Source organism: Bacillus sp. DB-2, assembly GCF_003315125.1.
Classification (GTDB): Bacteria; Bacillota; Bacilli; order Bacillales; family Bacillaceae_G; genus Bacillus_A; species Bacillus_A mycoides.
On the sequence record NZ_QNRN01000007.1, the window covers coordinates 258,024 to 278,968 of the forward strand.

The following is a 20,945-nucleotide window of genomic DNA, read 5'->3' on the forward strand; positions in this document are numbered from 1 at the left end:
ATTATGTAATGCGTAAAGGAGGAAGTGATATGGATAGTTTCCAATTCTCGATGATTCAAAAAGCTATTCACCGTACGTATGATGAGCTCGGAAAAGAAGTGGATAGTCAAGGTGCAATTGTAGAGGGAATACAAAAAGCGCAGGAAGAATATTTGTCAGCTCTTTCACATGAAACAGCGATTGATAAACGTTATTTAAGGTCATTAATATAGAAAAAAATTTTCCTTTTTCGAAAGGAAAATTTTTTTTCGTGTATTTCTATGTATTGTAACAGGGGAAAGTGGCTGCACACATGTGAGTAGCAGTTGCTATATCTTTTTATAGAAAAACTGTTTGGTTGGAGGCTAAGGATGTTTACTGAGAATAGGTTACCATTTGAAGTAGGAAAACAAGATAATTTTTATGATAAGTTGAATGAGTGGATTGGAGATGTGTTTTACGACATTCTTCCGGAAAAAGGTTTTGAAGAGCGTGATGAACAGATTTTTATGGCGTTTCAGTTAGAGCGCGCTTTCCAAGAGAAGAAAGTTATGTTTGCAGAAGCAGGTGTAGGAACAGGGAAAACAATTGTATATCTTCTATATGCAATTTGTTATGCACGTTATACAGGGAAGCCGGCTATTATCGCTTGTGCAGATGAAACGTTAATTGAGCAGCTTGTGAAAGAAGAAGGAGACATTGCTAAGTTATCTGAAGCATTAGGGCTATCTGTTGATGTTAGACTTGCGAAGTCAATGGATAATTATTTATGTTTACGTAAACTTGAAGATGTTATGAGTGGACGAGCTCCAGAAGTAATTGAAGATGTATATTACGAATTACCTCAGTTCGTATTCGATCATGGTACGATGCAGAACTTTACTCACTATGGTGATCGAAAAGAATTTCCACTGTTAAATGACGAGGAATGGTCAAAGGTAAACTGGGATTACTTCCAAGATTGCTTCACTTGTGATTCTCGTCATCGTTGTGGTCAAACTCTTTCGCGCGAGCATTATCGTAAAGCGGCAGATTTAATCATTTGTTCTCAAGATTTCTATATGGATCATATTTGGACGTACGAAGCTCGCAAACGTGAAGGACAAATTCCGTTATTACCAGAAAGTAGCTGCGTTGTATTCGATGAAGGGCATCTTGTAGAATATGCAGCTCAAAAAGCTTTAACGTACCGTTTAAAACAAACGATGATGGAGCAACTTTTAACGAGATTATTACAAAATGATATTCGTGAAGAGTTCGCACATTTAGTAGAAGAAACAATTTGGCAAACTGAACAATTCTTTGGGGTACTACAAGAGAATAAAAAGGAAATTGAAGGTTCTGATCGTTTAGAAATTACTGTGACAGAAAAGGTAACTGCAGAAGCGAAAAGACTTTATGCGAAAATCGGTGAAGTCGGTGATGCATTAGTATTTGAAAGTGAAATGCATACAGTAAACACATACGATTTAAATATTGTTGATGAGCATTTAGATGTGTTAGAGCATTCACTTCGTCTTTTCATGCACGAGAAAAATGTAATTACGTGGGGTGAAGAAGGCGATGGTGCTTTCACGTTAGTTATTATGCCGCGTGCAGTTGAAGAAGTGTTACAAGAAAAAGTATTCTCGAAGAAGATTCCATATATTTTCTCTTCTGCGACATTATCTGACAATGATTCGTTCGCATTTACTGCAAATAGTCTAGGGGTAAAAGATTACTTATCATTCTCAGTTGCTTCGCCGTTTGATTATGAAGAGCAAATGACAGTAAACTTACTTCCGTATACGAAAGAAAATGAATGGGAAAGAAAGTGTCAATATACACTTGAAAATATACAAAAAACAAATGGACGTACACTCGTATTATTCCGTACAACGCAAGAACTTGCAGCGTTTAAAGAATATGTAAGTAAAGAGCAAATGTCAGTGCCGTTCCTATATGAAGGAGATCAAGAAATTAGTCAGCTCGTTTCTCGTTTCCAAAATGAAGAAGAGACTGTACTTTGTGCCGTTCATTTATGGGAAGGTTTAGACATTCCAGGTTCATCATTATCACATGTTATTATTTGGTCATTACCATTCCCTCCAAACGATCCTGTGTTTGAGGCGAAGCGTAAACATGTGAATGATCCATTCTGGGACGTAGATGTGCCTTATATGATTTTACGTCTTCGCCAAGGAATTGGACGTTTAATTCGTACAAGTGAAGATAAAGGTGCTATATCATTATTCTTATCAGATAATGAAGATGAAAAAGTGATAGAAGCAGTGAAGAAAGTACTTCCGGTAGAAGGAAAAGTACTTTAAGCGAAAAAATGTTGTAGGGAAAAGTTTGGCATTTGCCAAGCTTTTTTTCTATTAGAAAAGGAATTTATGTTTCAGTGTCGAAATAAGTTTGAGGTAGAAAAAGGAGGTTTTTTATACTATGACAGTTGCTACATATGAAGTGGAAAAACAATTTTTAACATATGTGAAGAAGATAGAGAATTACGGAGAGGCATTAAGTTTAATGTTTTGGGATTTAAGAACAGGTGCACCAAAGCAAGGAGTAGACCAGCGTTCAGAAGTAATTGGAATGCTTTCATCCGAAGTGTTTGCGATGTCGACTTCAGATGAGATGGGGAACTATTTAACTGAACTAGAATCTTTAATTATTGAAAATAAACTTTCTGAAACGACAAAGAAAATGGTTGAAGAGTGTCGTAAAGAATATGATAGAAATAAGAAAATTCCACAAGCGGAATATGAAGCGTATGTGAAATTAGAAGCGAAAGCGGAAAGTGTATGGGAAGAAGCTCGCGAAAAATCTGACTTCGAAATGTTCCGTCCGTATTTAGAAAAAATTGTTGAATTCAAAAAGAAGTTTATTACATATTGGGGTTACGAAACGTACAAATATAACACGCTATTAGACATGTATGAGCCGGGAATCACAGTAGAAGTGTTAGATCATGTATTTGGTCAACTACGTGAACGTATCGTTCCGCTTGTGAAAGAAATTTCTGAGTCTAAAAAAGAGTTGAAAACAAATGCTTTAGCTGAACATTTTTCAAAAGAAAAACAAAAGAATTTTACTTTAGAGTTATTAAAACAATTGAACTATAACTTTGAAGCGGGTCGTCTTGATGAAACGGTACATCCTTTTGAAATTACATTAAATAGAGGGGATGTTCGTATTACGACTCGTTACGATGAGAAAGACTTCCGTATGGCTGTTTTCGGCACGATTCATGAATGTGGTCATGCTGTATATGAACAAAATATTGCAGAGAAATTTGAAGGTACACCGCTATGTAGTGGAACTTCTATGGGTATTCATGAGTCACAATCATTATTCTTTGAGAACTTTATCGGTCGTAATAAATCATTCTGGAAGAAAAATTATGATTTATTAAAAGAGTATAGCGATGGTCAATTCAATGATATATCAGTAGATGAGTTTTATGATGCGATTAACGAATCGAAGCCATCGTTTATTCGTATAGAAGCAGATGAGCTTACATATCCGCTTCACGTCATGGTTCGTTATGAACTTGAGAAAGAATTATTTGATGGTACATTACAAGTGAAGGATTTGCCATCGGCTTGGAATGATAAGATGGAAGCATATTTAGGAATTCGTCCGGAAAACGATGCACAAGGTGTATTGCAAGATGTTCACTGGGCTGGTGGTTCATTTGGATACTTCCCATCCTATGCGCTTGGTTATATGTATGCAGCGCAATTTAAACATAGGATGCTAAAGGATATTCCAAACTTTGATGCATTATTAGAAGAAGGAAACGTGACACCAATTCGTGAATGGTTAACAGAGAATATTCACCAATATGGAAAAACGAAAAAACCACTTGAAATTTTAAAAGATGTGACAGGTGAAGGTTTAAATGCAAACTACTTAGCTGATTATTTAGAAGCTAAATATAAAGAGATTTATGAGTTATAAAACAGGAGCTGCTTAATTGCAGCTTTTTTTTATGAGGGGGTGAGAGAAATGGGCTATATGTTTACAGTAATGTCGCAAGCGGAAGCAGAAGAAATTGCATACAACTGGCATTATGAAGGGGAGTATTCCTTTTATGATATAGAGGCAGATGAAGAAGATTTAGCTGAGTTTTTAGAGGATGAGAGTAGAGGGAATCATACATTTTCTGTGAAGGAAAATGGTACTCTCATTGGTTTCTTTAGTTTTAGTAACATAAATAATCAAACAGTTGATATAGGACTTGGAATGAGACCTGATATAACAGGCAATGGATTAGGTTTACAGTTCGTAAAAGCTGGATTAGATTTTAGTAAAGAAAAATACGGATGCAATTATATAACACTATCAGTAGCGACATTTAATGAAAGAGCGATTAAAGTGTATAAAAGAGCAGGATTCGAAGCTGTTGGAACGTTTATACAGAAAACAAATGGTAGTTGTTTTGAGTTTTTGAAAATGAATTATATATGTGAAAATGATTAAAAAACAGAGGAGAGCTTCTGTTTTTTTATTTTGATGTAGAAATAAATGATGTTTGTTTTTGTACTTGTTGTAATTAGAAGTTTTGAAATTTTGGAAGAGGATGTGTATGATTGAAGTTTAGTAGCAAATAGCAAGTTTAGTAAGGAGAGGTAGTATGATTATAATTAAAACGAAAAATGAAATAGATTTGATGCATGAATCGGGGAAGTTACTAGCTTCTTGTCATAGAGAAATTGCAAAAATGATGAAACCAGGTATCACTACACAAGAAATTGATACGTTTGTTGAAGCATATTTAGAAGAGCATGGTGCCAGATCCGAACAGAAAGGGTATAACGATTATCCATACGCAATATGTGCATCTGTGAACAATGAAATGTGTCATGGGTTTCCAACAGATGTTCCCTTAAGTGAAGGGGATATTGTGACAATTGACATGGTAGTAAACTTAAATGGTGCGCTTTCGGATTCTGCATGGACGTATATAGTTGGAGATAGTTCTGATGAAGCAAAAAGGTTATTGTTAGTAGCAGAGAGTGCTTTATATAAAGGGATTGAGCAAGCAATAAGTGGTAACCATGTTGGAGATATTGGATACGCAATTGAAAGTTATGTAGCCTCTGAAGGGTTTTCTGTTGCAAGAGACTTTACGGGACACGGAATTGGTAAAGAAATTCATGAGGAACCAGCAATTTTTCATTTTGGTAAGCCAAGGCAAGGACCAGAATTACAAGAAGGAATGGTAATTACAATTGAGCCTATTGTAAATGCCGGTATGCGATATTCTAAAGTAGATTTAAACGGATGGACTGCACGGACGATGGATGGGAAATTATCTGCACAGTATGAGCATACAATTGCGATTACGAAGGATGGTCCTATCATATTAACGACGTTGTAATATGAAATGTGAAAGTTTGAAAAACTCGAACAAAAATGGTGTTTTCATAAAATTCGTACGTGTTTTTTCGATAAATGCTTTTCAAAGTGAAAAAAGTGCGTTATAATCCTTCTATAAATAAATAAGTTAGCTACACTCATATAATCGCGGGGATATGGCCTGCAAGTTTCTACCGAAGTACCGTAAATACTTTGACTATGAGTGAGGACGAATATATTTGCTTGTTTAGCATTCTTTTTTGCGAAACTCCAAAAGCACGTCTCTCACTTGTAACGAGTGGTGGCGGCTTTTGGAGTTTTTTATTTGCATAAGAGGAGGAACTAACATGAAAGTATTACAAGAAAAGATTTTGAACGAAGGAAAGGTTTTATCTGGTGATGTATTAAAGGTAGATGCATTTTTAAATCATCAAATTGATCCAGTACTTATGCAAGAAATCGGAAAAGAATTTGCTAAGCGTTTTAAAGAAGAGAACATTACAAAAATCGTGACGATTGAATCTTCAGGCATTGCGCCAGCGGTTATGGCTGCTTTAGAGCTTGGTGTAAAAGTAGTTTTTGCAAGAAAGCGTAAATCGTTAACGTTACAAGATAATATGTATGTTGCAAACGTATATTCATTTACAAAACAAGAAACGAACGAGATTTCATTATCTCGAAATCATATTGATGAAAATGATCATGTATTAATTATTGATGACTTTTTAGCAAATGGTCAGGCTGCTTTAGGTTTAATGAGTTTAGTAGAGCAAGCCGGGGCAAGTATTGCGGGAATTGGCATTGTTATTGAAAAAGCATTTCAAGATGGAGGAAAGAAGCTGCGTGAACAGGGTGTTCGTGTTGAATCACTAGCAGAAATTGCATCACTTGATAACGGCACAGTTACATTTGTACAGCAAGAAACTGCGGAGGTGAACTAACGATGAAGCAGCACCCATTTAAAATCGCATCGCTTGGTATGCAGCACATGCTTGCCATGTACGCTGGCGCAATTATTGTTCCTCTTATTGTCGGCGGGGGACTTGGTTTAAATCAACAAGAATTAACGTATTTAGTATCGATTGACTTATTAATGTGCGGCGTAGCAACGATTTTACAAGCATTATCAAATCGCTTTTTCGGTATTGGGCTTCCGGTTGTACTTGGTTGTACATTTACAGCGGTTGGACCGATGATTGCAATTGGTAAACAATACGGCGTGTCCTCTATATATGGAGCAATTATTGCTGCGGGATTATTTGTTGTTATTTTCGCGAAATTATTTGGGAAGCTTGTAAAACTGTTTCCTCCTGTTGTAACAGGATCTGTCGTTACAGTTATTGGGGTTACACTTGTTCCAGCAGCTATTAATGATATGGCTGGAGGAGTTGGAAGTAAAGATTTCGGAAGTCTAGAAAATTTAGCGTTAGCATTTGGTGTTTTATTATTTATCATTATTATGTATCGTTTCTTTGATGGATTTATCCGTTCAATCTCTATATTACTTGGTCTTTTGTTCGGTACAATCGTCGCAGCATTTATGGGGAAAGTAAGCTTGCAAGCGGTTGGAGAGGCAGATTGGTTCCACGGTATTCAGCCGTTTTACTTCGGTACACCAACATTTGAATTAACGCCAATTATTACGATGATTCTCGTTGCTTGCGTAGGAATTGTGGAAGCAACAGGGGTATATTTTGCATTATCTGATATTTGTAATAAGAAGATCGGTGAAAAAGAATTAACAAAAGGTTATCGCGCAGAAGGATTAGCAATGGTTCTAGGTGGTGTTTTTAACGCATTTCCATACACAACATATTCTCAAAACGTAGGACTTGTTCAATTAACTGGAGTAAGAAATCGCGTCATTATCTATACTTGTGGTGGTATGTTAATTGCTCTTGGGTTTATTCCTAAAATCGCAGCCATTACAACAATTATTCCGAAATCAGTACTTGGCGGTGCAATGCTAGCAATGTTCGGCATGGTTATGGCATATGGTATTAAAATGTTAAGCAGTGTTGATTTTGGAAAACAAGAAAATTTATTAATTGTCGCATGTTCTGTCGGAATCGGACTTGGAGTTACAGTTGTTCCAACGTTATTTTCACAGCTTCCGGAAAACATCCGTATTTTAACAGATAACGGAATTGTACTTGGAAGTGCGTCAGCAGTACTTTTAAATATCGTATTTAATATGGTGCCGCATCGCAAAGTAAAAGTAAAAGAAGAACCAGTCTCTATGCAAAGTGCAGTAAGAGAAGCGTAAAAAGCAAGGTCTCATTATGAGACCTTGCTTTTCTTTTTAAGTGGCATCATCTTACCGTACGTACCAAGGCGCCAAATGTATTCAAGTGGCCCATATTGGTAACGTGAAAGCCACCAGCGGCTAATAAAGATTTGTAACGTATAAAAGCCGATGCAAAATAGTGGTCCCACCCATAATGGAGCGGGATAATACTTTTTGAAAAATAGGCCGAATACAAGTAACGTAACAATCGTATGCGTGATGTAATTTGTTAACGCCATTCGTCCGACATATTGGAATGGGCGTAATAATGTTTGCCATCTTTCTTTTTGTAATAAACGCATGAGTGTGAAAATGTAGAATATGAATAATGTTTTTCCACTAAACATTGTAAAGGCCTGCATATAAAATGGTTCATAAGATGGTTTTGATAAGAAGTAACGGACCATGAAGAACCACATTGGTAATGTCAAAATGAACATAATGATTTGCCATTTTTTAAGCTTTGGATCTAACTCTTTCGTGCGGCGGAAAATATCTTTTTTGCCGGCGTATAAACCAAGTAAAAATAGTCCAACTGTTTCTGGGAGCATGAATACATTTAGTCCAATTCCTTCAGAATAAAATGCATGGAAACGATTTTGTATTTGTGACACCCAGTCTTCAAGTGGCATGATCGGTAAGGAAAACCCTAACTCTGCCTTTGGTACTAAGGCAACCACTATACTAGCGATTAGCATGAAAAATTGAAAAATACTTAGTAAAACTAATGCCCATATTAAAATAGTACGAGGCTCTCTCTTATAAAATAACAATAAGAAAAATCCAGCGATGGCATAACTATGTAAGATGTCTCCGTCCCATAAAAGAACGTAATGCAAGAAACCAAATAATAATAAAATGAGCAAGCGACGAACAAATAAAGTTTTTGGGCGATCCGTTTTCGCTTCAGCACGAGTCATAAAAATGTAAAAGCCTAGGCCGAATAAAAACGAAAAGATAGTATAAAACTTTGTTTGAATAAACATATCGTAAAATAGACGGATATAGCTATTTAGCCCCTCATAGACTCCTGAAAGATCACGTGAGTCGATCCCAGCGATAACAGGCCAGTTAACAAGAAAAATACCTAGTACAGCTATTCCTCTAATAATATCGATGGAATGTATCCTCTCGCCTTGTGAAATATTTTGTGTCATTATTTTCCTCCTTGTTAAGTAATTCCCTTTTATTATACAAAATGTAAAGAGGAGGGTATATAGGTAATTTCCAATTTTTAAAACTGCTAAGATGTGCATTATGAGATATAATAAGAGTGCACAGCAAGTTTTAAACTTCTTTAAAACAGGCAGTAAAGCTCCTTTTCCCGAAGGAGCTTTCTTTTTTTATAAATTTGTTGATAATGATTCTCTTTAATGATAAAATGTATTCAAAAGTGATAATCATTATCAAAAAAGGTTGGTGTGTTAATATGGTGTATGCACTTGTTGCAGGAACGATTGCTATATATGTTGGTGTTACAAAGTATGTTTTAAATGGAGTAGGAACAACAAAATGAATAATATTACATGAAATCCCTTTCATTTGTAAAAAGAATGAAAGGGATTTTTTATTTTTGATGTGAATATGCTGAAAATTTAGTATGATAATAAAGTGAAACTTTAATCAGCGGGGAGGTCTATCCCTCACTGATTACTAGCCCGCACGAAACGGGTTTTTACTGCCCACAAATAGCGGGATAAAGTATATACATCTTGGATAAAGGGGAACAAGGGGATGACAAACATAGTACAGACAAACGGTATGAAAAAACTTGTTTGTTTTTATGAAGAGTGGCAAAAAAACGGCGATGTAGAGAATAGTTTGAAGTTGTTTGAAGTGATTCAAAAATATAAACAAGAGCAGCTTATGCTAGCTTTTTGTGGTCATTTTTCTGCGGGGAAATCGACAATGATGAATCACCTATATAAAGCGCAATTATTACCGACAAGTCCGATTCCAACGAGTGCTAACGTTGTTAAAATTGAAAGAGGATCTGATCGTGTTGTTGTAACGATTAAGTCTGGAGAACAGTATGAATATGACGGCGCATATTCAGCAGAAGAATTAAAACAAATATGTAAAGACGGTGATGAAGTAATTGGTGTTCATATTTATCGAAATGATGCGCCAATTCCTGATGGGGTTATGTTAGTTGATACGCCGGGAATTGATTCTACAGATGATGCCCACCAATTAGCGACGGAATCAACACTGCATCTAGCAGATGTTATTTTCTATATGATGGATTATAACCATGTCCAATCAGAGGTTAACTTACAGTTTGTTAAAGAATTGAAACAACGTAATAAAACGGTTTATCTCGTTGTAAACCAAATAGATAAACATAAAGCAAATGAGTTATCGTTTGAAGAGTATAGAGATAGTGTAAAACAGTCTTTTTCTAACTGGGATATTGAAGTAGATGGTATTTTCTATACATCATTGCGAATGATGAATCATCCATACAATGAAATTCAAAGTTTAGAAGCATTAATCTTTTCTATCATGAAAGAAAAAGAGCAGTATGTAAGAAAGGGAATGGAGCGAGAAACAGAATATTTACTGCAAGAACATTGTTCGTTTATTCTTTCTGAAAATGAAAAACATCTCATGAAATATGAAGAAGAATTAACATCACCACTGTCACTTTCAGAGATAGTTGAAAAAAAGGAAGAGTTAACTGAAAATAAAAATCGGGTGGCTAGTAAAGAATCTGATGTGAGAAATGAATTTATAAAAGGTTTACAAGCCATATTAGATAACGCGTATTTAATGCCATTTGAAATGAGAGAATTGGCAAATAAATATTTAGAAACGAAATTAACGAAGTTTAAAGTTGGCTTGTTATTTGCGAAAGGAAAGACGGAGCAAGAAAAACAGAGACGTGTAGATGCTTTTTATTCTGCTCTTCAAAAGACTGTTGAAACGCAACTTGATTTTCATGTGAAAGAATTTATTGTAGCCTTCTTAAAAGAAGAAGGGTTATTTACAGAGGAAATAGGGAAAGACATATATGCGTTAGAAATTGCTTTCGGACCGGAAGTGTTGGCTGAACCAATTAAACAGGGGGCTGGATTTACAGGTGATTACTTACTTCTTTATACTGCTGACGTTGCAAATGAGTTAAAGAAAAGATACTTTATGAAATCTCAGCAAATCTTTGGAAAAAGTACGGGTATATTGCAGAAGAAAGTGAAGATAGAGATTGCTCGTATTGAAGAAGAAATTGAAAAATACACGATGTTACAAACAGCAAAAGAAACAAAATTACAGTACATTAAGACGTATGAGGAATATGAGAACTATTTAGGAGATATTTGGAATGAAAATATTTCTATACCAGATGGATTGCAAATAGACGAAATATTACAAAGTAAAAAACAAGTTGTTAGTGAGAAGTTTACACTACAAGAGCAAGAAATTGTAAATGATAACGTAGCGGCTAGTGAAGAAGAGATTAAAGGAACGAAAGCTTTAAATATTCAGCGTATATTAGAAAAAGTGAAGAAAGCTGAAACGATATTAGATCCATTGCCTACACTGAAACATCTACAGCAAGAAGTAGTTGGCAAAAGACAGCGTGTAGAAACGAAGCAATTTACAGTAGCGTTATTTGGAGCTTTTAGTGCTGGGAAATCATCATTTGCTAACGCATTGCTCGGTGAAAAGGTACTTCCTGTATCGCCAAACCCAACGACAGCAACAATAAATCAAATTTTGCCAGTTACAGAAGATAAACAACATGGAACGGTAATTGTCCAGTTTAAATCAGAGCAAGCGCTGTTAGAAGATATGAAAGCTGTTTATAAAATGTTTCACTATGAAATTGCTACATTGGAAGAAGCGTTAACGAAAATTGATCAAATTATGAAATACCCTTCACCAAGTGGGAAGCAAAAAACAACATTTAGCTTTTTGCGAGCGGTACAAAAAGGATATGAGGCAGTTGCTAATCATTTAGGGGAACAATTACAAGTTACGTTAGAGGAGTTCTCTGATTATGTAGCTAATGAAGAAAAATCATGCTTTGTTGAGTATATGGAGCTTTATTATGATTGTGCTTTAACAAGGCAAGGAGTAGCTCTTGTAGATACACCAGGGGCGGATTCTATTAACGCGCGCCATACGGATGTTGCATTCCAGTATATTAAAAACGCAGATGCTATTTTATTCGTAACATACTATAATCATGTTTTCTCTCGTGCAGATCGTGAATTTTTAATTCAGCTCGGTCGTGTAAAGGATACATTTGCACTTGATAAAATGTTCTTCTTAATAAATGCTGCCGATTTAGCACAATCTGAAGAAGAACTTGAAATGGTAAAAGGTTATATTGCTGATCAGCTCCTGCAATACGGTATTAGAAATCCACGTTTATTTGCAATTTCAAGTTTATGTGCGCTTGAAGAAAAGCAAGGGAAAAGTATTGATAAAGAAAAGTATGGTATTTTACAAAACTCCGGGATTACTAAGTTTGAAGAATCATTTACGTCCTTTATGATGAGGGATTTAATGCTTGTATCTGTGCATGCTTTATATGGTGCATTGCAAGGAGCGAATCAGCTTCTTGTAAATATGATAAATGGCGCAAAGCAGGGAAATGATGAGAAAGAGAAGCAAACAAAAAAATATGAAGCAGAGCGTAATCAGCTACTTCATATTATTTCATCATATAGTGTACTTGCTGAAGAGCAAGCAATGCAAAATGAAGTGAAAGAATTGCTTTATTATGTACACCAACGTCTATTTTTACGCTATAACGATGTGTTTACTGAATTTATTAATCCGGCGTCGTTACGAACAGATGGGAATGTGAAAATGCAGTTGCAGCAATGTGTAATGGAATTAGTTTCATTTATTCAACATGATTTATTACAAGAAATGCGTGCGACATCATTACGTCTTGAAAAATGGATAGATGAAGCGATGAAGCGTGCAAAGGATGAAATTGTTGTGAATTGCAAAGTGGAAAATGAATCGATTTCTATGGGTGGAACAGTGGATTATGAATATAAAATTATTACACATAAAGAGCCGTTTCCTTCAATAGAAATAAAAGATTTTAAAAAGGCACTAGCACATTTTAAAAATGAGAAAAGCTTTTTTGAAAAAAATGATAAAGCTTTTATGCAAGAAGACGCTAAAGGAGTGTTAGAACCTTTCGTATCAAACTATGTAGTTGATGAAGAAGATTTATTCGTTCATCATTATAAGCAAGAGTGGGATGCAAAATGGAACCTATTCCAAAAAGTGATGCAGCAAGATGTTGAGAATTATTATGAAAGTATATTATTCGCTTTAGCTGAAACAATTGATGTATCACTATACGAACAAAGTAAAGAAGAGCTACAAAAGCAGTTAGTAGAAATTGAAAAAGAAATTTATATTAAATAGCTGTTATGAAAAAAAGATTCGTTCAATTTTCTTTTGTAGTACAGTATCTAAAGATTTTACAAACCCTGCAAACTCATCAGTAGAAATCATATGGGTAAGAACTAAGCGTCTGCCGTCTGGTGTTTCACCGCATAAGACGAATGAAGAAAACTCATACGTTTTGTTTTCTACTACTAATTTTGGATAGGAATATGTGTCGCTCTTCTTTTTCTTTCCATCAATAGAGATGACGTTGCATTTTTTCTCATTGTTGTCCATGATGAATCCCTCCTTTCTATTATTTATGGTAGACAAGGAGGGTTTAGAACAATAGAGAAAGGGGAATTTTTTATGGGCGTAGTAATAGAGTATATTTCGAAAGAAGCTATACCGAAACCTTTATTATTGCTTGCTGATCCAAGTGAGCAGCAAATTGATGCATATGCACAAAGAGGCTTAACATATGTAGCTAAGCAAGAGGAGAGTGTTATCGGTGTATATGTTCTTTTGGAAACAAGGCCGAAGACGATGGAAATTATGAACGTTGCGGTTGTAGAGCATTTGCAAGGAAAAGGGATTGGAAAGAAGCTATTAAGTCATGCCATAGAAACTGCTAAAGGATATGGTATGTCAAAACTTGAAGTTGGTACAGGCAATTCTAGTGTTTCACAACTTGCTTTATATCAAAAATGTGGATTTCGTATTTTTTCTATTGATTTTGATTACTTTTCAAAGCATTATGAAGAAGAGATTATTGAAAATGGGATTGTATGTCGTGATATGATTCGGCTTGCAATGGAATTGAATAAGAACGTATAACTTATTTAGGGGGAAGAGAAGATGGAAGTACATAAAGCAATTACAGCACATTCTCGTAAACAAAATGAAAGTGTAAAAGCATGTTTACAATTAGATGCGCAGCGTGAAGCAGCTATTGAAGCAGCCGTATCTCTTGCGTCAAATGGGAAAGAATTTTCGGTTGATGTCATTAATGTTGTAACAAAGCAAATTAATGAACTTGCAAAAAATGGCGTTGCACTGCAGCGTAAACTTGTTACAAAAGATATGGTTATGGAGTATGTAGGTCGTTTGCAAGAGAAAGAAGGTCGTTAAAGATGGTTGTTACAGTCGAATGGTTACGTGAGCATATAGAAGATGAGAATGTCCGTATAATCGATTGTCGATTTGATTTAGCGAATCCTAATTGGGGTAGAGAGAAGTATGAGGAAGAACATATTCCTCATGCGTTATATTTTGATTTAAATTTAGATTTATCAAGTCCTGTAGCAGAACATGGTGGCCGCCATCCGTTGCCAAATATTGAGGAGTTTGCAGACAAGCTTTCACAGGCCGGGATTGATGAACATACGACAGTGATTGCGTATGACAGTCAAGCTGGTGCAATGGCTTCTCGTTTATGGTGGTTATTAAACTATGTAGGACATGAGAAAGTGTATATATTAGACGGTGGATTTCCAGCTTGGAAAGAGAATGGATTACACACAACGCCGAATATCCCAGTTATTGCACGAAAACCTTTTATACCGGAAATACAAGAAAATATGCTTGTAACGATGGAAGATGTGAGAGGGAAAATTCGTGCAGGTACAAATATGACATTAATTGATTCTAGGGAACCAAAACGTTATGCTGGTGCGGAAGAGCTCGTTGATTCGAAGGCAGGGCATATTCCGACGGCAGTAAACTATTTTTGGAAAGATGGGATTTTAGAATCGGGACACTTTAAAAACGAAGAGGAACAGCAAGGGCGTTTCCAAAATCTTGATAAAGAGAAGGAAACAATCGTATATTGTGGTTCTGGTGTTACAGCGTGTCCGAACATAGTTGCATTAACATTAGCTGGTTTTCAAAATGTTAAGTTGTATACAGGTAGCTGGAGTGATTGGATTTCTTATCCAGAAAATCAAATTGCAAAAGAAGAAGATTAATCACTTGCATGCAAAAATAATTTGTATTAAAATAAGGTCACAAGCAAGAGATTGCTTCAAAAATATTATATTTTACACATTGGAAACAATGTGATAATATAACGACAAGTAAATAATACATCCTGCGGTGTGCGTAACTTATTTATGTCTAAAACCGATGTTAGTTTTACGGAAGCTCAATATTTAGTGACCATTATCAAGCCTTCCTTGTGGAGGAAGATATACGGTAACTGTGAGGGCATCCACCTGCGAGTAGCGGGTTTTTGGACATTTACGAGAGACGGCACTTGCGGGGGTCTTATTTCAACTAATAGTATATAAAATTCCTACGGTGTACGTAGCTTGTGTATGTCTTAAACCAATAAGTATAATATGGAAGTTCAATATTTAAATGTAGATAGCAGGCCATCTTTTTAAGAAGGAAGTTACAAACATTTGTGAGGACATCCACCTGTGAGAGCAGGTTTATGGACATCTATAGATAACGGCATATGTGGGACTATATAAAAAACCTTACGTTTTATACGTAAGGTTTTTTTGTTGAATATATATGCTCATGTTATCTCGATTTACCTGTAAAGTTCCCATAATAAATATAGCACTTGCGGTCTTCATCAATTTCTCTTGAATCTAGGGTGAATTCCAAATGTATTCTATCCTGTTGAATATATATAATATCTGAATGGAGAGAGGGTAAGATATCCTCGTAATTCCAAACATCTTTACTTTCTATCATAATTGAGCTTGTTTCCTTTAGTTCCCGAATTTCAAAACCTATGTGCGAGTATGTAGGATCTGAAGGGTCGTTGAAAAAAACTTCTTTTTGTATATATAACACTGCTGTCCCGTCTGGATCTACTGAAGTTGCAGTAACGACATATGTATTTCTATCTTTTGTAAAATATTCACAAGTCATGCGCGCGACAATTTCAGAATTAGAAATATTTGTGTAGTTCCATAAAGCCGGATACCCGTTAGTTTCATCATTGAGCCGATATTCCAATCTCATTTTATCCCTCTCCTTCCTTTTTCTTCTACTTTATCATGGTATCTTATATAATAGAAATATAATTTTAAAAGGGGAGTGCAAAGGTGACAAAAACGAAATGGCTAGTAGGTGGTGTCCTAACATCTTTAATGACGGGCACTTTATTTGGCTGCGCGCAAGATATTCCCCCTGAACCGAATGATAATAGTTGTTCTGATTGGGATTGGGATGATGAGCTTGGTGTTTGGCAGTGTGATGATAGTAGTTCAGGTTATCGTGGACATTACTTTTATGGTGGTACATACTATCAAAATAAATCCGCCTTCAAAAATTCATCAGAGTTTAAAACTTATCAATCTTCGGCCGAATTTAAAGGTGGAATTGGAAGCGGTTCAAAAGGTGGATTTGGAGGTTAAAATATGTCGCAATACATAAAGGAACGAAAAGAATTTTATTCGAATTATCCTCATTTCTGGTCGGATTTATATGAATGTGAATATAGTTTGTTTCATGTTTTCCCGATAACAGAGCAAACGATGAAACAATTACAAGTAGCAACTGAAAGAATGGGGAAAATATTTTTTAAGACTGCTAGAATTCTTCGGAATTTATCTAATGAACAGCTTCTTGAACTCGGTTTTCCAACTGCAAGCTTGCCTTTTATTAGACTGAAAAGAATGTATCCTGAATCTGTTATTTCACGATTTGATTTTGCTTTAACAGATGATAATCGTATTAAAATGCTTGAGTTTAATAGTGACACTCCGACTTTTATTGTGGAATGCTTTCAAATGAATGGAAAAGTTTGTGAAGAATTAGGATATGATAATCCAAATGCAAATCAAGAGCGCTTACTTTCTTCTGGTATTACAAAAGCCGTAATGGAGTTTGCAAAAGGAATGGAAGATCCAAATGTTGTTTTCACAGCTCATCATGAACATATAGAAGATTGGAATACGACTATGTATTTGAGTGGGCTATGTCATGTTGAGAATAAAGTAATGCCAATGACAGAACTTAGAATTACAGCCGATGCTTTAGTAGATAGAGATGGTGTACCAATTGATATTTTATATCGCCAAACATATCCAATTGAAGACTTGATTGAAGATCAAGATCCCGAAACTGGGGATTTGGTGGGAGTGGAACTCTTGCAACTTGTAAAAGAAGGAAAGCTTTGTATTATAAATCCTTTGTCGGCCTTTTTACTTCAGCCAAAATCAATTCAATGTCTTATTTGGGGATTAGCAGAAGAAGGTGCTTTTTACACAAGTGAGGAACAAAAGTGGATTAAAGAATATATGCTTCCTACATATTTAGAGCCAGATTTATTTTTTGGGAAAAGTCCTTTCGTTCAAAAACCTTCGTTCGGTAGAGAAGGTGACACGATTACGATTCGTGATAAGGATACGAATGTTATGATTCGAAATGCACATGAAACGTATAAATCATCACTTCCTATATTTCAGAAATATACAGATCTTCCAGTTGTATTTTTGGAAACTGAAAAAGGAATTGAGAAGCTTTCGTACGTGTTTGGGGCGTTTTTAATTGCTGGAAAAGCGAGTAGCATCGGTATACGTGCTGGAGAAAAAATTACGGGAAATGAATCGTATTATTTACCGGTAGGTATTAAGAAGGAGGAAAATAAATGATTAATTTTTTACTATATTTAGCAGTATCACTTGCACTTTTATGTATCGGTCTTTTTCTTATGGAAGTGACAACGAAAGTTAAGGAATTTAAGTTAATGGCTCAAGGAAATAAAGCGGTAAGCTATGTACTTGGAGGAAGACTACTTGGCCTTGCTATCGTTTTATATTCAACGGCTGCTAATTCTATTTCAATTCTTGATATGGTTTCATGGGGGGCTGTTGGGATATTAGCTCAAATTATTGTCTTTTATTTAGCGGAATGGCTTACACCACGTTTTAATATTAATAAAAGCCTTGAAGAAGATAATCAAGCAGTTGGTCTTTTCCTTATGTTTTTATCACTTTCCATCGGAATTGTAATTGCTGGTTGTGTAACATATTAAAACCCTTACATTTTAACGTAAGGGTTTTATTTTTCATGTGCTAATTTCTTGCAATATGTGTTCAATTAATTTATGTAGCCGAACGCTGAGCAGAATACGTATTAGTGTACTAAACTCGAGATAGTTGTTGTAATAAAAGGAAAAGTTTCCATACAAAGTGTTGACATCTATTTTAAATAAGAGTAACATTTTCTATGTAATTATAATAAGTCTCTGTTAGGTGAGGCTCCTGTATAGAGAAATGCTACTGCCCAAAAATGTCGAGAGACGCCAATGGGTCAACAGGAATGATCGAATTAAGGTTTTTCTTAACGTAGCTGGTAATGAACCTATGCTATACAGTGCTAAAACTCGGCGAGGGAGAGGTCCGTAGATTTCTAATTGTATTATATTAGGAATCGCTTATTTGTGTATGCAATGACCTTTGCTCTCTTATGAGTAAGGGTCTTTTTTGTTAGCAAGCTATGAGTAATTTCATAGTATAGATTATAACTAAAAAATTAAAGAGGAGGTGAGGAGCATGTCAAATTCTGACTCGGTTCCGTTACCCATATACTTCAAATCAAAAATATATGATGTAGGCAGGAAACGACTTGTTCCTCCCTCTATATTTATCGTAATGTAGCGTTTATTCGAGTATTTAAGCGCTAGACACTTTCACGGTAAAGTGGATAAATTGAGAAACAAAGCGTTTCTTCCTATGTTGTAAAGGAGGAGACGATAATATGTTATATGTAAATAAAAGTGTGGGTAACACTTCGTATAAATTAAGTAAAAAAGCAATGAAAGAACAAACAATGCTTCAAAAAAATAAAGATTTATTAATTGAAATCGCAACAAGAGATGTAAAATCTGTATTTGCGTATTTTAAAACAACAAGAGACGGACTATCTATGAAAGAGGCACAAAAGCGTATTCAAGTATACGGTCGAAATGAATTAACTTCAAAAAGAGCGCGTATTGCGGAAGTAATGATGAAGCTAAGTGGAATGATTCCAGGTCTTTCAAAACAAAATATGGGTGATGAATTACAATGTGAAACAGTTACTGTTTCTAGAGTAGAAGCCTCTAGCGTAACAGGGCTAAACAGTGAACTGAAAATGATGAAATTACCAATACAAGAGCTTGTACCTGGAGATATGATTTTTCTTTCAGAGGGCGATACAGTGCCGGCAGATGTACGTATTATTTATGCAAATGATTTATTAGTAAATGAATCTATGCTGACAGGAAATGATGCTAGTATTGAGAAATTTGAAAGTTGCTATCATCTTGAACGTAAACGATTTATTCCATTAAAACGGATGAAAGACTATAATCCACTTGAACTTGAAAATGTATGTTTCAAAGGTACGTATATTGTTGACGGAAATGCAAAGGCTGTAGTTGTTTCGACAGGTAAAAATACGTATTCAGGAATACTTCATACTTGCTGTGGTAGAATGTCTTAATGTGTTAATGATGCTAAATATACAAAAACAATGTATAATAGACAAAGTTGAACAAAAACGTAGAATGGTAATCTATATATAACCTTACGTGATAACGTGAGGTTATTATTTTTTGTTAGTAGGAGAGGAATTATGAAAAAAGTATTATTAGTTGATGGTATGGCACTATTATTTCGTGCTTTTTACGCAACAAGTGTATATGGACAATTTATGAAACGACAAGATGGTACCCCGACGAATGGGATTCATGGTTATATGAAGCATTTATTAACAGCAACACAAGCAATCGAACCAACGCACATTGTAACGTGCTGGGATATGGGAAGTACGACATTTAGAACGGAATCTTTCTCGAATTATAAAGCAAATCGTGCAGCACCGCCGGAAGAATTAATTCCGCAATTTGATTTAGTGCAAGAAATGACTGCGAAATTATCTATGCCTGTAATCGGTATGAAAGGTTATGAAGCGGATGATTGTATCGGTACGCTTGCAAAACAATATTGCAATGAAGCGGAAGTTTATATTTTGACAGGTGATACAGATTTACTTCAACTTGTTGATACGAATGTTACAGTTATGCTTCTTCGTAAAGGAATTGGAAATTACGAGTATTACACACCGGAAAAAATCATGGAAGATAAAGGTGTAGAACCTTGGCAAATTGTTCATGCGAAAGCTTTCATGGGAGATACAAGTGATAATTATCCGGGTGTAAAAGGTATTGGTGAAAAAACAGCGTATAAGCTTATTCAAGAATACGGGACAGTATCGGCAGTGCTAGAAAATATAGCATCATTAACGAAAGCGCAGCGCACAAAAATTGAAAGTGATTTAGAGAATTTAAATATCTCTTTACAATTAGCGCAAATTCATTGTGAAGTTCCAATTTCATGCTCGTTAGAAGAAGGGTTACACACAATGGACGAAGAAAAACTACGCTTTGTTTGTAACGAAATGAATTGGGGAAGACCTGAAATATTAATTAATATGCTTTAAAGAGCATGGAAAGGTTGATCAAATATATTTTTGATTAACCTTTCTTTTTTTGTTCACAAAGTTGTCAGAAAATAAACGGAATTTTCATATGAAGTTCAAATGGAATTCACAACAATCAACTATTATAAGGACACACAGATAAATCCTTATCCCGCATTAACGGGAGATAGGACTTCTATCTCAGTATTATAGCTGAATAAAGAGTGATGATGGAAGAGTAACTCCCTGTAAAAGCCCGATTGATGTAGGCTAATAATTAGTGAGGGTAAATCCTCTCATTAATTAAAGTTTCAAGTTATCTTTTATATAAACCATCCCCCAAGGAGGAAAATAAACATGCGAAAAAAAGTGAGAAAATCCTTTAAACAATTATTAATAGAAAATAAACAATCCCTACTAACTAATAAAGAGAATATGAAAGAAATTGAAGAACGGATTGAGAAACGACATGTAGCATATAGTGCTGCTAGCAATTGATAATTTTGTTTATGAAAAAAGCTTGTAGTTTGGATATTATCCGAACTACAAGCTTTTT

The 20,945-nt window shown here is 35.3% G+C and carries 20 protein-coding genes, 2 other RNA genes and 2 riboswitches; of the genes, 19 read left to right on the forward strand and 3 right to left on the reverse strand.

Annotation, left to right across the window (positions count from 1 at the left end):
- Positions 1–29 precede the first annotated feature (29 nt).
- From DET63_RS14515 to pbuX, 7 genes are all read left to right on the forward strand, one after another.
- Positions 30–212: a DUF3921 family protein gene (locus tag DET63_RS14515; RefSeq protein WP_113937070.1), complete on the forward strand. Its 183-nt coding sequence runs from the start codon at positions 30–32 to the stop codon at positions 210–212.
- Between the two features lie 138 nt (positions 213–350).
- Positions 351–2,288 carry an ATP-dependent DNA helicase gene (locus DET63_RS14520; protein ID WP_002011942.1) on the forward strand — a complete coding sequence of 646 codons (1,938 nt, stop codon included), beginning with the start codon at positions 351–353 and terminating at the stop codon, positions 2,286–2,288.
- 118 nt (positions 2,289–2,406) lie between these two features.
- Positions 2,407–3,924 (forward strand): carboxypeptidase, encoded by a 1,518-nt coding sequence (gene ypwA / locus DET63_RS14525; RefSeq protein ID WP_113937071.1) that lies wholly within the window; start codon positions 2,407–2,409, stop codon positions 3,922–3,924.
- Positions 3,925–3,972: 48 nt separating this feature from the next.
- A complete protein-coding gene (locus DET63_RS14530) occupies positions 3,973–4,446 on the forward strand; it encodes a GNAT family N-acetyltransferase (protein WP_113937072.1) in 474 nt (157 codons plus the stop codon).
- Positions 4,447–4,600: 154 nt separating this feature from the next.
- Positions 4,601–5,347 (forward strand): type I methionyl aminopeptidase, encoded by a 747-nt coding sequence (locus DET63_RS14535; RefSeq protein WP_113937073.1) that lies wholly within the window; start codon positions 4,601–4,603, stop codon positions 5,345–5,347.
- 116 nt (positions 5,348–5,463) lie between these two features.
- Positions 5,464–5,565: riboswitch (purine riboswitch) on the forward strand.
- Between the two features lie 107 nt (positions 5,566–5,672).
- On the forward strand, positions 5,673–6,266 hold the full coding sequence (locus DET63_RS14540; RefSeq protein ID WP_002086571.1) for a xanthine phosphoribosyltransferase: 594 nt from the start codon (positions 5,673–5,675) through the stop codon (positions 6,264–6,266).
- A gap of 2 nt (positions 6,267–6,268) precedes the next feature.
- Positions 6,269–7,591 (forward strand): xanthine permease PbuX, encoded by a 1,323-nt coding sequence (gene pbuX, locus DET63_RS14545; protein ID WP_113937074.1) that lies wholly within the window; start codon positions 6,269–6,271, stop codon positions 7,589–7,591.
- A 14-nt stretch (positions 7,592–7,605) separates the two neighbouring features.
- On the opposite strand, the gene DET63_RS14550 is transcribed toward pbuX, so the two are convergent.
- Positions 7,606–8,769 carry a DUF418 domain-containing protein gene (locus tag DET63_RS14550; protein ID WP_113937075.1) on the reverse strand — a complete coding sequence of 388 codons (1,164 nt, stop codon included), beginning with the start codon at positions 8,767–8,769 and terminating at the stop codon, positions 7,606–7,608.
- A gap of 577 nt (positions 8,770–9,346) precedes the next feature.
- Between DET63_RS14550 and DET63_RS14555 the strand changes: the two genes are divergently transcribed.
- Positions 9,347–13,006 carry a dynamin family protein gene (locus DET63_RS14555; RefSeq protein WP_113937076.1) on the forward strand — a complete coding sequence of 1,220 codons (3,660 nt, stop codon included), beginning with the start codon at positions 9,347–9,349 and terminating at the stop codon, positions 13,004–13,006.
- 3 nt (positions 13,007–13,009) lie between these two features.
- Here the strand turns inward: DET63_RS14555 and DET63_RS14560 are convergent, their stop codons facing one another.
- On the reverse strand, positions 13,010–13,264 hold the full coding sequence (locus DET63_RS14560; RefSeq protein WP_000369740.1) for a DUF3931 domain-containing protein: 255 nt from the start codon (positions 13,262–13,264) through the stop codon (positions 13,010–13,012).
- Positions 13,265–13,336: 72 nt separating this feature from the next.
- Here DET63_RS14560 and DET63_RS14565 point away from each other — a divergent pair, with 72 nt between their 5' ends.
- The 5 genes from DET63_RS14565 (at position 13,337) to ssrS (DET63_RS14585) (ending at position 15,438) form a co-directional block, all read left to right on the forward strand.
- Positions 13,337–13,804, forward strand: a complete 468-nt coding sequence (locus DET63_RS14565; protein WP_002030843.1) for a GNAT family N-acetyltransferase — start codon at positions 13,337–13,339, stop codon at positions 13,802–13,804.
- A gap of 21 nt (positions 13,805–13,825) precedes the next feature.
- Positions 13,826–14,098 (forward strand): YpbS family protein, encoded by a 273-nt coding sequence (locus DET63_RS14570; protein ID WP_113937077.1) that lies wholly within the window; start codon positions 13,826–13,828, stop codon positions 14,096–14,098.
- 2 nt (positions 14,099–14,100) lie between these two features.
- Positions 14,101–14,934 (forward strand): sulfurtransferase, encoded by an 834-nt coding sequence (locus DET63_RS14575; protein ID WP_113937078.1) that lies wholly within the window; start codon positions 14,101–14,103, stop codon positions 14,932–14,934.
- Between the two features lie 116 nt (positions 14,935–15,050).
- Positions 15,051–15,233: non-coding RNA, 6S RNA (gene ssrS / locus DET63_RS14580), on the forward strand.
- 21 nt (positions 15,234–15,254) lie between these two features.
- A non-coding RNA gene (gene ssrS / locus DET63_RS14585) (6S RNA) lies at positions 15,255–15,438 on the forward strand.
- A 55-nt stretch (positions 15,439–15,493) separates the two neighbouring features.
- Here ssrS (DET63_RS14585) and DET63_RS14590 read toward each other — a convergent pair.
- Positions 15,494–15,943, reverse strand: coding sequence for a hypothetical protein (locus tag DET63_RS14590; RefSeq protein ID WP_113937079.1), 450 nt, complete (start codon positions 15,941–15,943; stop codon positions 15,494–15,496).
- Positions 15,944–16,026: 83 nt separating this feature from the next.
- Here DET63_RS14590 and DET63_RS14595 point away from each other — a divergent pair, with 83 nt between their 5' ends.
- The 6 genes from DET63_RS14595 (at position 16,027) to DET63_RS14620 (ending at position 20,887) form a co-directional block, all read left to right on the forward strand.
- The gene (locus tag DET63_RS14595) at positions 16,027–16,338 is read left to right on the forward strand and encodes a hypothetical protein (protein WP_113937080.1); all 312 of its coding nucleotides are present in this window, start codon (positions 16,027–16,029) and stop codon (positions 16,336–16,338) included.
- A 3-nt stretch (positions 16,339–16,341) separates the two neighbouring features.
- Positions 16,342–17,577 (forward strand): glutathionylspermidine synthase family protein, encoded by a 1,236-nt coding sequence (locus tag DET63_RS14600; protein ID WP_113937081.1) that lies wholly within the window; start codon positions 16,342–16,344, stop codon positions 17,575–17,577.
- Positions 17,574–17,960 carry a DUF350 domain-containing protein gene (locus DET63_RS14605; RefSeq protein WP_002117799.1) on the forward strand — a complete coding sequence of 129 codons (387 nt, stop codon included), beginning with the start codon at positions 17,574–17,576 and terminating at the stop codon, positions 17,958–17,960. The genes DET63_RS14600 and DET63_RS14605 overlap by 4 nt, the downstream gene beginning before the upstream one ends.
- Before the next feature lie 205 nt (positions 17,961–18,165).
- A riboswitch (M-box (ykoK) riboswitch) is annotated at positions 18,166–18,331 on the forward strand.
- Between the two features lie 354 nt (positions 18,332–18,685).
- Positions 18,686–19,411, forward strand: a complete 726-nt coding sequence (locus DET63_RS14610; RefSeq protein ID WP_113937082.1) for a P-type ATPase actuator domain-containing protein — start codon at positions 18,686–18,688, stop codon at positions 19,409–19,411.
- A 132-nt stretch (positions 19,412–19,543) separates the two neighbouring features.
- Positions 19,544–20,410: a 5'-3' exonuclease gene (locus DET63_RS14615; RefSeq protein WP_113937083.1), complete on the forward strand. Its 867-nt coding sequence runs from the start codon at positions 19,544–19,546 to the stop codon at positions 20,408–20,410.
- Between the two features lie 336 nt (positions 20,411–20,746).
- Positions 20,747–20,887, forward strand: coding sequence for an FbpB family small basic protein (locus tag DET63_RS14620; protein WP_001228051.1), 141 nt, complete (start codon positions 20,747–20,749; stop codon positions 20,885–20,887).
- Positions 20,888–20,945 lie beyond the last annotated feature (58 nt).

Excerpts from the sequence above, each read along its gene's own strand:
- DET63_RS14590 (WP_113937079.1), bottom strand. The coding sequence starts at position 15,943 with ATGAGATTGGAATATCGGCTCAATGATGAAACTAACGGGTATCCGGCT.
- DET63_RS14550 (WP_113937075.1), bottom strand. The coding sequence starts at position 8,769 with ATGACACAAAATATTTCACAAGGCGAGAGGATACATTCCATCGATATT.
- DET63_RS14605 (WP_002117799.1), top strand. The coding sequence starts at position 17,574 with ATGATTAATTTTTTACTATATTTAGCAGTATCACTTGCACTTTTATGT.
- DET63_RS14535 (WP_113937073.1), top strand. The coding sequence starts at position 4,601 with ATGATTATAATTAAAACGAAAAATGAAATAGATTTGATGCATGAATCG.
- ypwA (WP_113937071.1), top strand. The coding sequence starts at position 2,407 with ATGACAGTTGCTACATATGAAGTGGAAAAACAATTTTTAACATATGTG.
- DET63_RS14565 (WP_002030843.1), top strand. The coding sequence starts at position 13,337 with ATGGGCGTAGTAATAGAGTATATTTCGAAAGAAGCTATACCGAAACCT.
- DET63_RS14620 (WP_001228051.1), top strand. The coding sequence starts at position 20,747 with ATGCGAAAAAAAGTGAGAAAATCCTTTAAACAATTATTAATAGAAAAT.
- DET63_RS14530 (WP_113937072.1), top strand. The coding sequence starts at position 3,973 with ATGGGCTATATGTTTACAGTAATGTCGCAAGCGGAAGCAGAAGAAATT.
- DET63_RS14560 (WP_000369740.1), bottom strand. The coding sequence starts at position 13,264 with ATGGACAACAATGAGAAAAAATGCAACGTCATCTCTATTGATGGAAAG.
- DET63_RS14515 (WP_113937070.1), top strand. The coding sequence starts at position 30 with ATGGATAGTTTCCAATTCTCGATGATTCAAAAAGCTATTCACCGTACG.
- pbuX (WP_113937074.1), top strand. The coding sequence starts at position 6,269 with ATGAAGCAGCACCCATTTAAAATCGCATCGCTTGGTATGCAGCACATG.
- DET63_RS14540 (WP_002086571.1), top strand. The coding sequence starts at position 5,673 with ATGAAAGTATTACAAGAAAAGATTTTGAACGAAGGAAAGGTTTTATCT.
- DET63_RS14520 (WP_002011942.1), top strand. The coding sequence starts at position 351 with ATGTTTACTGAGAATAGGTTACCATTTGAAGTAGGAAAACAAGATAAT.
- DET63_RS14570 (WP_113937077.1), top strand. The coding sequence starts at position 13,826 with ATGGAAGTACATAAAGCAATTACAGCACATTCTCGTAAACAAAATGAA.
- DET63_RS14555 (WP_113937076.1), top strand. The coding sequence starts at position 9,347 with ATGACAAACATAGTACAGACAAACGGTATGAAAAAACTTGTTTGTTTT.
- DET63_RS14615 (WP_113937083.1), top strand. The coding sequence starts at position 19,544 with ATGAAAAAAGTATTATTAGTTGATGGTATGGCACTATTATTTCGTGCT.
- DET63_RS14575 (WP_113937078.1), top strand. The coding sequence starts at position 14,101 with ATGGTTGTTACAGTCGAATGGTTACGTGAGCATATAGAAGATGAGAAT.
- DET63_RS14610 (WP_113937082.1), top strand. The coding sequence starts at position 18,686 with ATGTTATATGTAAATAAAAGTGTGGGTAACACTTCGTATAAATTAAGT.
- DET63_RS14600 (WP_113937081.1), top strand. The coding sequence starts at position 16,342 with ATGTCGCAATACATAAAGGAACGAAAAGAATTTTATTCGAATTATCCT.